Raw genomic sequence first — 14,085 nt, forward strand, 5'->3', positions numbered from 1 at the left:
GCTTTTGCATTTCTGCTGCCCCTGAATTATTTGATGGGGATCACATATCTTTCTATGTAAAATGCGCACTTTCATGTTGCCATCACTGCGTCTGGGTGAACATTTTTTCAGACTGGCACTCAATGGTTGCGACATAATCCAGATCAACTCCACGGACCGGGCAAAGCCTTGTCTCGAACCAAGGTGAATATTCTCTTGAAGATCTTAGTAACAGGTGGCGCTGGTTTCATTGGCTCGGCAGTTATCCGCCATATCATTTCCAATACAAATGATTCGGTCATCAACGTCGACAAGCTGACCTATGCGGGCAACCTCGAGTCGCTTCAATCGGTTGAAGACAGCGAGCGCTATGCGTTTGCGCACGTGGACATCTGTGACCGTGAAGCGATCGACAAGGTGTTCCAGGAACATCAGCCCGACGCAATCATGCACCTGGCCGCCGAATCTCATGTAGACCGCTCCATCACCGGCCCGTCCGAGTTCATCCAGACCAACATCATCGGCACTTACACGCTGCTTGAAGCGGCACGTGCCTACTGGAACCAGCTGGACGAAGCACGCAAGAGCAACTTCCGTTTCCACCACATTTCGACTGACGAAGTGTATGGCGACCTGGAAGGCCCGGAAGACCTTTTCACCGAAACAACACCTTATCAGCCAAGCTCGCCCTACTCGGCCAGCAAGGCAAGTTCCGACCACCTGGTTCGTGCCTGGAGCAGAACCTATGGTTTGCCTACCCTGGTCACCAACTGCTCGAACAACTACGGCCCGTGCCACTTCCCTGAGAAGCTGATCCCGCTGATCATTCTCAACGCGCTGGAAGGCAAGCCGCTGCCGATCTACGGCAAAGGCGATCAGGTTCGTGACTGGCTGTACGTCGAAGATCACGCCCGCGCACTGTACAAGGTCGTGACCGAAGGCGAGATCGGCGAGACCTATAACATCGGTGGCCACAACGAAAAGCAGAACATCGAAGTCGTCCACACGGTCTGTGCCCTCCTCGACCAACTGCGTCCGGATTCGGCTCATCTGCCACACGCAAGCCTGATCACTTACGTTCAGGACCGTCCTGGCCACGATCTGCGCTACGCTATCGACGCCAGCAAGATCCAGCGCGAGCTGGGCTGGGTTCCGGAAGAGAGCTTCGAGTCCGGCATCCGCAAGACGGTGGAGTGGTACCTCAACAATCCAGAGTGGGTTGCTCACGTGAAAAGCGGCAGCTACCAGCAATGGATCGACAAGAACTACACAGCTCGCGCCGATAAATAAATGAAAATTCTTCTGCTGGGTAAAAACGGCCAGGTGGGCTGGGAGCTGCAACGCTCCCTCGCCGTGCTGGGCGAAGTCATTGCTCTGGACCGTCAGGTGGCCTCGACAGCCTATGGCGAGATTTCCGGTGACCTGTCAAACCTCGACGAGCTGCGCAAGACGATTCGTCAGGTTCAGCCGCAAGTGATCGTCAATGCTGCCGCCTACACGGCCGTGGACAAGGCTGAAACCGAGCAGGCACTGGCCCGCACGGTCAATGCGCTGGCCAGTCAGGTCTTGGCAGAAGAAGCGCTCCAGCTGGATGCATTGCTGGTCCACTATTCGACCGACTATGTCTTCAACGGAACCGGCAGCCAGGCGTGGAAAGAGACCGATGCAGTCTCGCCGGTCAATTACTACGGCGCGACCAAGCTCGAAGGCGAACAACTGATCGTTGCATCGGGCTGCAAGCACCTGATCTTCCGCACCAGCTGGGTCTATGCCGCACGAGGCAACAACTTCGCCAAAACGATGTTGCGCCTCGCCAAAGACCGCCCGAGCCTTAACGTGATCGCCGACCAGATCGGTGCCCCTACAGGCGCGGAGCTTCTGGCCGATATAGCCACAGCTGCACTGCAGCAGGCGCTGACACGCCCGGAACTGTGCGGGATTTACCATCTTTCGCCCGCCGGAGAAGTGTCCTGGCACGCCTACGCCCAATTCGTTATCGACTTTGCTCGAGCGAACGGGGAACCGCTGGCTGTGGAAACGATCAATCCAATCGCTACAACCGAATATCCGACACCTGCGCAACGCCCACTGAATTCGCGTCTGAATACAGAAAAGTTGCGTCACAACTTTTCTCTGCATTTGCCGGACTGGCAAAGCGGCGTAACCCGCATGCTCATGGAATCTCTGAATAAATGACAACGACTAATCGTAAAGGCATCATCCTGGCCGGCGGCTCGGGGACTCGTCTGCACCCCCTGACACTCGGCGTGTCCAAGCAAATGCTGCCGATCTACGACAAGCCGATGATTTTCTACCCGCTGTCGGTGCTGATGCTGGCCGGTATGCGTGAAATCCTGATCATCTCGACGCCTGAAGACCTGCCTTCCTTCCGCAAACTTCTGGGCGACGGCAGCCAGTACGGCATTCAGCTCACTTATGCAGAGCAACCGACTCCGGATGGCCTGGCTCAGGCTTTCATCATCGGTGAAGAGTTCATCGGCAAAGACCCTTGCTGCCTGATTCTGGGCGACAACATTTTCTACGGTCAGCACTTCTCGGAGAACCTGCGCTCCGCCAGCCAGCAGACCAGCGGTGCAACCGTCTTCGGTTATCACGTTTCCGATCCTGAGCGCTTTGGTGTTGTCGAGTTCGACGAAACCGGCCGTGCCCTGAGCATCGAAGAGAAACCGTCGGCACCCAAATCGAGCTACGCAGTAACCGGTCTGTATTTCTACGACAACGAGGTTGTCGAGATTGCCAAGAACATCAAGCCTTCCGAGCGCGGCGAGCTGGAAATCACTGACGTGAACCGCGCCTACCTCGAACAGAAAAGCCTGACCGTGGAAATCCTGGGTCGCGGCTTTGCCTGGCTGGATACCGGCACCCACGAGTCGCTGCTGGAAGCGAGCCATTTCGTACACACCATCGAACAGCGCCAAGGCTGGAAAGTGGCCTGCCTCGAAGAAATCGCGTACACCAATGGCTGGATCACACCAGAACAACTCGGCGCGCAAGCGCAGAAGCTGAAAAAAACCGGTTACGGTCAGTACCTGCAAAAACTGCTGGATCTGGGATCGTTCTGATTTCCGGCGCCTCTTTACACTTCATACCGCAAGGCGATGGACAGCATGTCTTCTGTTTTTCCCAGGGTTGCCGTGCTGCTGGCCGCCTACAACGGTATGGAGTGGATCAAGGAGCAACTTGATTCCATTCTGAATCAGATCAATGTCAGCGTTACCGTCTTCATCAGTGTCGACCCGTCCACGGACGGCACTGAAGCACGCTGCATGTCCTACGCACAGAACCACGCAAACGTCATTCTGCTTCCCGAAGCAGGTCCGTTTGGCGGGGCATCTCGCAACTTTTTCCGCCTGATCAAAGATGTCGACTTCTCCGCATTCGATTATGTGGCGTTTTCGGATCAGGACGATATCTGGTATCCCGACAAGCTCGACCGCGCGACTTCATGCCTGACCTCAGGTGATCATGACGCCTACTCGAGTAACGTCACGGCCTTCTGGCCCGACGGCAGACGTATGCTGCTCGACAAGGCACAGCCGCAAGTCGAGTGGGATCACTTATTCGAAGCTGCCGGCCCTGGCTGCACTTACGTACTGAACCGCACACTTGCTGACGCATTCAAGGCCTCGGTTCTTGAACACTGGGCTGCGGCTCAGGATGTCGGCCTGCATGACTGGTACTGCTACGCGTTCGCCCGCAGTCATGGATTTCGCTGGTTCATAGACCCGACCCCCGGCATGGATTATCGCCAGCACGCGGGCAATCAGGTTGGCGCCAACACTGGCCTTGCAGCGCTCAAGACTCGGCTGGGTAAAATCACGAACGGCTGGTGGCCTGCCCAGGTATTGCTTATTGATCGACTCACCGGCGGCAGCAAGGTGCTGGATCATGGGCAGTCAGGCTCTACACGCGCACTGTTTTTTGGCCTCGTGTTCAAAGCCCGCCAATGCCGACGCCGCCCTCGCGACCAGGGTCTTTTCGTCATCGCCTGCCTTGCGGCCGTGATGGCGCGATAATGACGCGCTCATCCTCCTCCGCGACACGAAAGCGCCTAGCCAGCACAAGCCATTGATAAATAAAGTCAATGCCTACGCGAGACGATCCACGACCGCCAGCTAAGCCCTGAACAGAATTGTCGGGAACGAGCAAACACCTAGCGATCCTATGGTTAAATTCCCGCCATCGAATGTTCTCCGAAGGCCGCCTATGTTAATGTGCGCACCTTTGTTTACAGCGTAACGACGCTCAAAGGAGCAGCACGGCACGACCTGCCAAAACCCTTGTCCAAAGGGAGTTCCCTCCGGGGAGCTGTCTGTTTCGATGCGGAGTCGCCTTCGTGCCGACACACGATCCCGGATGAGTTTTTGCAAAATTGTCCTGTACTGAAATCCTTGAGTTGTTCGTCATCGCAACCCTATCGAAAAGACCTAAAACAACGATGCGTGCAATGTGCTCAGCAGTACTGATGACTCCCGCTCTCCACGCCGTGCAGAAGCCTTTCGCCGGAATCGCTCATACGCGCTTTTTTCATCGCGCATGCACTATCTCTTCAAAGCGCTTTTTCCACATGCCCTCACACGTCGGGCAGCAAGCATCCTTTATCAGACGCTTTTCCAAACCAGTGCCGCACGAGTCTGCGCTGGTCAGTTTTTCGGAGATACCCTACGTATGATCGCAACCCGCCTCGCTATTCCTGACGTCATCGTCTTCGAGCCAAAGGTATTTGGTGATGATCGCGGTTTTTTCTATGAAAGCTTCAACCAGAAAGCGTTCGATGAAGCCGTTGGTCATCCCGTTACCTTTGTTCAGGACAATCACTCACGCTCGGCGAAAGGTGTGCTTCGGGGTCTGCATTATCAAATCAGGCAAGCCCAAGGCAAGCTGGTGCGCGTCACTCAGGGCGAAGTGTTCGACGTCGCTGTGGACCTCAGAAAAAGCTCGCCGACATTCGGCAAATGGGTAGGCATACATTTGAGTGCTGAAAACAAAAAGCAGTTGTGGATTCCGGAAGGCTTCGCCCATGGCTTCGTGGTGTTATCCGAAAGCGCCGAGTTCCTGTACAAGACCACGGATTACTGGGCGCCAGAGCATGAACGCAGTCTGGCCTGGAACGATTCGAGCGTAGCGATCCAATGGCCCATGAGCGAGCAGCCTGCGCTGTCCGCCAAGGATCAGAACGCCGTGCGTTTCGAAGACGCCGAGGTATTCGCTTAATGAATCCCCACATGACGCCATCTGCAGGCCCCTTGAGACTGGTACACAGCCTCTGGACGAACCGCTCATTGATTTCACAGATGACCCGACGCGAAGTCATCGGTCGGTATCGCGGCTCCGTCATGGGACTGGCCTGGTCATTCTTCAACCCGGTTCTGATGCTGGCGGTATACACCTTCGTCTTTTCCGAGATTTTCAGTGCCCGCTGGGTCGGTGTCGACACTGGCAAGGGTGGTTTTGCCATCCTCTTGTTCGTCGGCATGATCGTGCATGGCCTGTTCGCAGAGTGTGCCAACAGGGCGCCCTCACTGGTGATGAGTAATAGCAACTACGTGAAGAAAGTGGTGTTCCCGCTGGAGATTCTTCCGGTCATTACCCTGGGTTCTGCACTCTTTCACAGCTGCATCAGCCTTGTGGTGCTGGTGATCGCCCAGTTGTTGATCTCCCATACGCTGTACTGGACCGCCCTGCTCTTTCCGCTGATCCTCGTACCTCTGATTCTGGGTACGTTGGGCATCAGTTGGTTTCTGGCCTCATTGGGCGTTTACCTGCGCGACGTCGGCCATGTGATCACCGTACTGACCACTGTTCTTCTGTTCCTGTCTCCAGTTCTCTATCCAATCGCTGCGCTGCCAGAAGTCTATCGACCATGGCTGCAGATGAACCCCCTGACCTACGTCATTGAAGAAAGCCGCAGCGTCTTGCTGTTCGGACATCTTCCTCAATGGGACAGCCTGGGCATCGCGATAGTGATCGGCTCGCTGATGGCGGTCGCAGGGTTCTGGTTCTTCCAAAAGACACGTAAAGGATTCGCTGATGTCATCTGATCAACCGGTTATCAGCGTAAACAACGTCTCCAAGTGTTTTTACACCTACGACAAGCCCCATGAGCGTCTCAAGCAGGCCCTGGTGCCGAGACTGCAGCGTTGGGCAGGCAAACAGGCCACTACCACGTACGGTAAAGAGTTCTGGGCGCTGCGAGACATCAGCTTTGATGTCAACAAAGGCGAGACTGTAGGCATTGTCGGGCGCAACGGATCCGGCAAGTCCACGCTGCTGCAGATCATCTGCGGAACGCTGGCCCCGACCCTCGGTGAAATTCAGACCCGTGGCCGTGTAGCAGCCTTGCTTGAACTGGGCTCGGGCTTCAACCCCGAATTCACTGGCCGTGAAAACGTTTACCTGAACGCAGCCGTGCTGGGCCTGACCCGTGACGAAGTCGATGAGCGATTCGACGCCATTGCAGGCTTTGCCGACATCGGTGAGTTCCTTGATCAGCCCGTCAAAGCCTACTCCAGCGGCATGGCAGTACGCTTGGCGTTCGCGGTACAGGCTCAGGTCGATCCAGAGATACTGGTCGTCGACGAGGCCCTGTCCGTTGGCGATGCGCGCTTCCAGGCCAAGTGCTTCGAGCGCCTGCGACAGCTGAAGGAAAACGGCACCAGTATCCTGCTGGTCACGCACTCCAGCGAACAGGTTGTCACCCACTGCTCACGCGCCATTCTGCTGGAGCAGAGCAGAATCGAGATGATTGGCGAATCACGCCCCGTCATCAACCGCTATACCGACCTCCTGTTCGGACGTGACAAGAGTCCGATCACCGACAAAAGCCTGGACCTGGCCGAAGCCGAGCGTGTCGAGATCGCTCCGGTTGAGACGGATACCATCGCGCTGCGGTTTGACGAGGATGTCTACGCCAGCCGACCTGGCTACAACCCGCACGAGTACCGCTGGGGCGATGGCGCAGCGACGCTGCTTGATTTCCATTTGAGCGCGTCAGGCCGTGAGTTTCCGAACAGCGTAGAGTCCGGTGAGGAAATTGTTTTCAATCTGGCGTTGAGGTTTAACCGCATGATTGTCAACCCGATCATTGGTTTCACCATCAAGACCAAGGAAGGCGTGACCGTATACGGCACCAATTCCTACATGCAGGATTGCGCAGGCGTGAGCAGCATAGGGGGCGTTGGTACTCAGGCAAAGGCATGCCTGAAATTCAAGAGTTCTTTGGCAACCGGCGATTACTTCATATCCGTCGGGATTGCTTCTCGAGAAGGTGAAGAAATCGTCCCTCATGACAGACGCTACGACTCCATACATTTCGTCGTAGAGCCCACCCCCAACCTCCTTGGTTTGATCGACCTGGGTGCGTCCATGGATATCGAACCGGTAACAGTTAATGCTTGATCTTTCCAGATATGGCTATAGCCACGATGTTGATACAGCGGTTTGGGTTCGCTCCGACTATCAAGGCATCGCGTACAGTGATGGCGACAACTCCGAGACTGAGCTGGCGAGAATTGTTCGTGAAGCGAACGACGTGTCAGTGCTTTCCAGCGAGCTTCCTCAATACTGCACCGACTGGCCAAAGCTTTATCACCTGACGTCCAGCCGCGGAAACATCTTTCGTCCGTTTGAGCACCTGCTCAAAGGTAAATCTGTTCTTGAGATAGGCGCAGGCTGTGGCGCGATCAGCCGCTATCTGGGCGAAGCCGGCGCTGAAGTGCTGGCCTTGGAAGGCAGCCCTCGTCGAGCGGCGATCGCCGCAAGCAGAACCCGGGATCTGGACAATGTCACAGTCCTTTCGGAAAGATTCGACGACTTCAAGGTCGATCAGCAGTTCGATGTCATCACCCTGATCGGGGTGCTCGAATACGCGAGCATGTTCAGCGCGGACGCCGATCCGGCGTACGGCATGCTGAATCGAGTCCGCAAGCTTCTCAAACCTGACGGCCATCTGTTCATCGCCATCGAGAACCAGCTAGGACTCAAGTATTTTGCGGGCGCGCCAGAAGACCATCTAGGCATTGCCATGTACGGCATCGAAGGTCGATATGTAGAGCGCCAGCCGAAAACGTTTGGCAGAAAAGAGCTGGAAGCGCTCATCGATCGCGCAGGATTTGCGTCCTCGGACTTTTTGTCTCCCTACCCCGACTACAAGATTCCCAACTCCATGATCACGGAGAGGGGCTTCAAATCCAGGCATTTTGATGCCGCTGCACTGGCCTGCCAGAACACCAGGAAAGATCCGCAATTGCCCGCGGACACTACGTTCAATCTCGAGAGAGCCTGGCCCGTAGTGATCGATAATCATCTGGGCATGGACCTTGCCAACTCCTTTCTGGTAGTCGCTTCATGCCAGAGCGAGCAGGTAGTACCGACCGACATTCTGGCTTACCACTACAGCACCGGCCGCAACGCGGCATACTGCAAGGCCTCTGTTTTCGTAGAGACCCCGGAAGGCATCGAAGTTCAGTACCAGCGACTTGGCCACACCGCTGCCCAAACGGAAGATGCGGACGATACGTTCAACTTTATCCTGCCCGAGTCTCACGGTTACGCCAGAGGCTCGCTGCTGAGTCTGCATTTCCAGCAAGCGGCTACCACACAGAACTGGACAGTTGAAACGTTCACTCCATTCTTGACGCTCTATCTCGACAGCTTGAAAAAGTTGTTGGCGACTGAGGGAAATCCGATAACGCTGGACAGTGTCGATTCACGTCTGCCAGGTCACTATCTGGACGCCGTTGCCCAGAACATTATCCTCGACGATCAAGGCGAGCCTCATCTCATCGATATTGAATGGGAGATGAAAGACGGCGTCGAGCTTGGGCATCTGTTGATGCGCGGCTTGTTGCTGCTGATAGCAGGTACGGTGCCGTTTCACCCGACAGCGACCATGATCAGCCGACGTGATTTCATTATTCAATTGCTGGGCAGTGTTGGACTTGCCGTCACCGACGAAGAACTGAATCGTTTTGCAGTTCTGGAGGCGATGTTTCAGGAAAAAGTGACGGGACGCGAAGCTGCAAGCTTTTTGAACTGGGCTCCAGAAGCCACTATTCAAAAAACCGGATCCGCGCCCAACGAAAGCCCCAAGATGGCGATGCTTTATCTTGGCGACACCGACGGTGGATTTTCCGAGGACAGGACTCGAAGCCATCGAGTTCATGATGGGTATCAAACAGTTATTTTCAGCGTTCCGGCTTCGTCGCGATGCGCTTCCTTGCGATTTGACCCTGCAAACGTTCGACAGTCGTTCTCGGTCAGCACGATAAAGGCCTATGTCGCCAACGAGGAGGTCTGGACCTGGCATGACGGTATAGACTTACCGTTGACTGCAGCGGGCACCACAGCGTTTTCCAATAATGCCAACGGTACGTTATTCATGGCGCTCAATGACGATCCGCACGTCATGCTGCCTGCCGATCTCAACCCGTTTATCAGTCAGAAAGCTTTCAAGATTCAGATTTCGTTCACGCTGCTGACCGAACCTCAGGTGGCTGAAAGGTTGCTGCAGCAGGAAGAGGAACTGAAGCAGGCGCTTGAGACCACGACCGATCAGAGCATCAGGGAGCACTCTGCGCTGGAGGCCATCGAGGCGGCTAACCTGGCAGAACAGGAAAGCCATCGCCTGACACTTGCCAATATCGAAGTTGAAAATCTTTCAATACAAGAAAGTCATCGTCTCGAAGTTGCGGAACTGGAAGCTGCAAGTCTTGTTATCCACGAAAACCATCGTCTGACAATGGCGGAAATGGAAGCCGCAAATCTTGAGCTTCAAGAGAGTCATCGTCTTCAGCGAATGGAATTTGAGGCTGCCAACGCGGCCCTTAGAGAACACCATGAGCGTGAGCTGCAGAACCTGGAAGCCGAAAAGCAGGCAGTCCTGGACGCGCATAAAAAGCAGTGTATGGCCGTTGAAGCAGAACATCTCGCGAATCAGGAATATTATCAACTGATATTGCTGCAGATGGAGGCTGAGCAGGCGCGCACTCTTGAACAGCATCGTCTCGCTCTGGCGAAGCTCGAAACCGAAAACCAGTTACTGCACGAAAATCATCGACTGACACTGGCCGGCATTGATTCGGACGCAATGACTCTGAGAAGAAATCAACGCCTTGAGCTCAGGGAGATTGAAAGCAAAACAATGACGATGCTGGAAAATCATCGCCTCGAGCTGGAAGCCAGAGACACTCATATTCATAACCTGAATCTGAATATGATTTCCATGCACTCTTCCTACAGCTGGAAGATCACAGCACCTCTCAGGAAGCTGGCAAAAGGTTTTTACAAGACCAAGAGAAACCTGACTTCGCTGCCGCTGATCATTCAACGCGGCGGCGGTGTAGTGGGCACGGCCAAAAAAGCATACGGCGTATGGCGGGTGAGAGGCATTGCCGGCGTGATCGCTCAAGCACGGTGGGCAAAGGTCGTGGCAAATAACACATCCAGTGAAAATCGTAATGACTACTCACTGTGGGTGCAAAAGTACGACACTCTGGACGAGAAGAAAATTGCTCGCATCAGGGAAGACATTGCTACATGGTCTGACGGCCCAGTGATTTCTATCGTCATGCCTGTTTATAACCCTCCACTCGAATTGCTGCGCGAGGCCGTGGACAGCATCTCTGCCCAACTCTATACCCGGTGGGAGCTTTGCATTGCAGATGACGCCTCCTCAAACGAGGACGTTCGTGAATATCTGAAAGCCTTATCCGATCAGGATGATCGCATCAAAGTCATTTTTCGAGAAACGAACGGGCATATCTCTGCGGCCAGCAATTCAGCCTTGAGCCTTGCCACAGGCTCGTTTGTCGCGCTGATGGACAATGACGACCTGCTACCCAAGCACGCGCTTTACTGGGTCGCCCGCACCATCCGCGAAAACCCTGACGTCGGACTAATCTACTCTGACGAAGATAAAATTGATGTGGACGGCAATCGAAGCTCGCCTTACTTCAAGTCGGACTGGAACGAGTTTCTGTTCCGCTCGCAAAATATGGTCTGCCACCTCGGCGTGTACCGTAAAGATCTGGTTGTCGATGTTGGGCAATTCACACTCGGGCTTGAAGGTGCTCAGGATTACGACCTTGCATTGCGGTGCATAGAGCGACTTGAGCGAAATCAGATTGTCCACATACCACGCGTCCTTTACCACTGGCGCGCTCACGCGGGCAGCACGGCGATGGCGGGTGACGAGAAACCTTATGCTGCGCTCGCTGGCGTCAAAGCACTGGAGGATCATCTTCGGCGTAAAGGGAATATCGGCGTAGCAGAACTGTCTGATCATGGCATGTACCGCGTGCGCTATAAGTTGCCCGCCGTACAGCCGCTGGTAAGCCTGGTGATTCCTACACGAAATGCTTATGCGCTCGTCAAACAGTGCGTTGACAGCATCAAGGATTTGACCGCTTACAAAAATTACGAAATCATTCTGATCGACAACGGTTCCGATGATCCGCAATCGCTTGCCTACTTTGCCCAACTCGATCGGGAACCGAATATTCGTGTCTTGCGTGACGACGGTCCTTTCAACTATTCCGCGTTGAACAACGCTGCCGTACGCATTGCAAATGGCGAGCTGATAGGCCTCATTAACAATGACATTGAAGTGATCAGTCCTGATTGGCTGGGCGAGATGGTTTCAATCGCCATGCAAAACAATGTTGGCGCAGTGGGCGCACGCCTGTGGTATCCCAATGACCGCTTGCAGCACGGCGGGGTCATCGCGGGCATAGGCGGGATTGCAGGTCATTCCCATAAAAACCTTCCCAAGGGTGCTTCGGGCTACTTCTGCCGAGGAGAACTCATCCAGGAGTTTTCAGCGGTTACAGCAGCGTGCCTTGTCATCAAGAAAGCGATATTTGAACAGGTCGGTGGTCTGGAAGAAGTGCATTTGAAAATCGCCTTCAACGATGTTGATCTCTGCCTGAAAGTGCAGGAAGCAGGCTACGTGAATGTCTGGACGCCATTTGCCGAACTGTACCACCACGAATCAGCAACGCGAGGTTTTGAAGATACGCCGGAAAAACAGGCGCGTTTCAGTACGGAAATCGAATACATTAAATTTCGCTGGCCAAATATCCAAAGCGACTATGCCTACAATCCGAATCTAACATTGGATTACGAGGATTTTAGTTTCGCCTGGCCACCTAGAAATCAGGCTTAAACATGAAAACATACCTCATATCTATTATACCAAATACGATTAGCAAGGGCATCTAATGAACGCAGTACAGAAGCCCCTTGGAATCAGGGCTGTGATGCTAAGATCGATACTTATGCTGCTGCCAGTCATAAGCTTTTTGATTAGCGTATGGTCGTGGTTGAGATATGGTGTTGACGTTCCTTTTTATGATGACTGGCGTCAATATAATGCCAACGAAATGGGACTGCTTGACCTTGGTTATCTTTTCACACCGCACAATGACACTCTCTACACGTTTGGCTTGCTGCTAGACTCTCTCGCATTTCGTTTTCTCGATGGAAACTCTGTAGCGTATCAATTGTTAAGTTTGGTGCTCGTATTGGGCGGACTTCTTCTTCTGCAGTGGAAGCTTCTTAAGCGGTACTGCGTAGACAAAAGCTGCTTGGCCGTATCTTTTTCATTCACGCTACTTATGCTGCAGCCGGACACTTATTGGGGCTGGCAAAACATGGCTTACCACCAAGCGATACCCTTGGTATGCGTGCTGGCCATTTTGATGTTGGCAACCAATAAAGTTCAATACGGCATCATTACATCAGTTTCAATAGCCTGCTTAGGCTTCATATCTGGACTTTCCTACATTAGCGGTGCTTTTTCTGCACTCGCGCTTTGCTTGGTGTCTGTACTGTACGGGGTCTTTTCCAAAAGCGAGAACCGTAGAAACGTTCTCAACGCCGGAATAGCGCTATTAGCCCCCGCCATCATCACCACAGCAGCGCAGTTATGGGTCATTATAGAAGTTCAGCACGGTACCCATCGCGCTGACGCGCCAATGGCATATCCTTGGGAGTCCGATTTCTGGCTATTTATGCTGGGAAAAGTTGCACGATCCCTAATGTTACCTATAGAACATCCCACGTTTTCTATAACGGTCACGTCTATAGCTGTTGCCACAATACTAATCGTCGCCCTGAAGGGACTGACAACGGTAATCAGTAAAAGAGACCCTAAACTGACAGAGCCTTTGTATATATTTCTTAGCCTCTGCGCTGTAGTTTTCATTTATCTTCTTTTAATCTCTGCGGGACGCACCAACCTACGACCCGACACAATAAATTCACCGCTGGAGATTTTTACTTACGGCTTTTATCGATTCCATTTTTTTTGGATTACGCTAATTTGGCCGTGGCTTGCATATATCACATTCAACTGGATTCAACACAAGGCAAGACCGACATCCTGCAATGTCGCCACAACGGCAATATTATGTCTGGTGTGGCTCGTAGCATGTTTTTATACTCCTATCATAAGAAACAACGCCTTCTTCAAAGCAACCATGATAGCTCGCATCAATGGGCTCAACTGTATCTCTGAAAACATCCAGAAAACGGGCCCTGTCAAATGTCTTGACATAGACCCGGAAGATATTTCTGACGGTATTAGAAACGGCCGCACTCAAAATGCCTCTTTCGCTAGAACGCTATATGTAATGCCTATACCGTTAGGGACAAACCTTCCCAAACCTGACTACAGACTTTCTGAAAATCTTGATACGCTGAACATCGCCAATGCTCAGAAGCTATCGAACGGCGTTCCTCTAACACTGAGAACAAGCCTCGATCCAAATCTGACTTTCAGCACAACTAACGACATATCTAAATGTCAAACGCTGCATGTTTCTGCACGTCTGACATCCCCAAACGACAGCATCGCGCAGCTTTTCTACCTACTGCCTGATGACGCAGGATTCAGCGAGCTGCATTCCACAACGGCAAGACTGACTGGCTCGGAGGACCCACAACAGGTAAACTTCATAGCCAATAGCCCTACAGGATTTAAAAAAGAGCTTCGATTCGACCCTGTGACAGAAGCTCAAGATCTCAAAATCAGTGAACTTGAAGTCCGCTGCCGCTCAAGATTAGTCACCAGTCAATAATTATAGG

The 14,085-nt window shown here is 53.3% G+C and carries 9 protein-coding genes; all 9 read left to right on the forward strand.

The window, feature by feature from the left end; all coding sequences use genetic code 11:
* Positions 1–195: 195 nt before the first annotated feature.
* Positions 196–1,269, forward strand: coding sequence for a dTDP-glucose 4,6-dehydratase (gene rfbB / locus CFBP1590_RS22025; RefSeq protein ID WP_004879815.1), 1,074 nt, complete (start codon positions 196–198; stop codon positions 1,267–1,269).
* Positions 1,270–2,175 (forward strand): dTDP-4-dehydrorhamnose reductase, encoded by a 906-nt coding sequence (gene rfbD / locus CFBP1590_RS22030; RefSeq protein ID WP_088235917.1) that lies wholly within the window; start codon positions 1,270–1,272, stop codon positions 2,173–2,175.
* Complete coding sequence (gene rfbA, locus CFBP1590_RS22035) at positions 2,172–3,062, forward strand: glucose-1-phosphate thymidylyltransferase RfbA (RefSeq protein WP_088235918.1); 891 nt, start codon at positions 2,172–2,174, stop codon at positions 3,060–3,062. Before rfbD ends, rfbA begins: the two co-directional genes overlap by 4 nt.
* 45 nt (positions 3,063–3,107) lie before the next feature.
* On the forward strand, positions 3,108–4,016 hold the full coding sequence (locus CFBP1590_RS22040) for a glycosyltransferase (protein ID WP_088236451.1): 909 nt from the start codon (positions 3,108–3,110) through the stop codon (positions 4,014–4,016).
* A gap of 652 nt (positions 4,017–4,668) precedes the next feature.
* A complete protein-coding gene (gene rfbC / locus CFBP1590_RS22045; RefSeq protein WP_029241333.1) occupies positions 4,669–5,214 on the forward strand; it encodes a dTDP-4-dehydrorhamnose 3,5-epimerase in 546 nt (181 codons plus the stop codon).
* A complete protein-coding gene (locus CFBP1590_RS22050) occupies positions 5,214–6,041 on the forward strand; it encodes an ABC transporter permease (RefSeq protein ID WP_025993228.1) in 828 nt (275 codons plus the stop codon). The genes rfbC and CFBP1590_RS22050 overlap by 1 nt, the downstream gene beginning before the upstream one ends.
* On the forward strand, positions 6,031–7,398 hold the full coding sequence (locus CFBP1590_RS22055) for an ABC transporter ATP-binding protein (RefSeq protein ID WP_069145128.1): 1,368 nt from the start codon (positions 6,031–6,033) through the stop codon (positions 7,396–7,398). The genes CFBP1590_RS22050 and CFBP1590_RS22055 overlap by 11 nt, the downstream gene beginning before the upstream one ends.
* A complete protein-coding gene (locus CFBP1590_RS22060; RefSeq protein ID WP_088235919.1) occupies positions 7,391–12,163 on the forward strand; it encodes a glycosyltransferase in 4,773 nt (1,590 codons plus the stop codon). Before CFBP1590_RS22055 ends, CFBP1590_RS22060 begins: the two co-directional genes overlap by 8 nt.
* A 112-nt stretch (positions 12,164–12,275) precedes the next feature.
* Positions 12,276–14,078 carry a hypothetical protein gene (locus tag CFBP1590_RS22065; protein WP_145958184.1) on the forward strand — a complete coding sequence of 601 codons (1,803 nt, stop codon included), beginning with the start codon at positions 12,276–12,278 and terminating at the stop codon, positions 14,076–14,078.
* The last annotated feature ends 7 nt before the right edge of the window (positions 14,079–14,085 follow it).

It is taken from the genome of Pseudomonas viridiflava (genome assembly GCF_900184295.1).
Taxonomy (GTDB): domain Bacteria; phylum Pseudomonadota; class Gammaproteobacteria; order Pseudomonadales; family Pseudomonadaceae; genus Aquipseudomonas; species Aquipseudomonas viridiflava.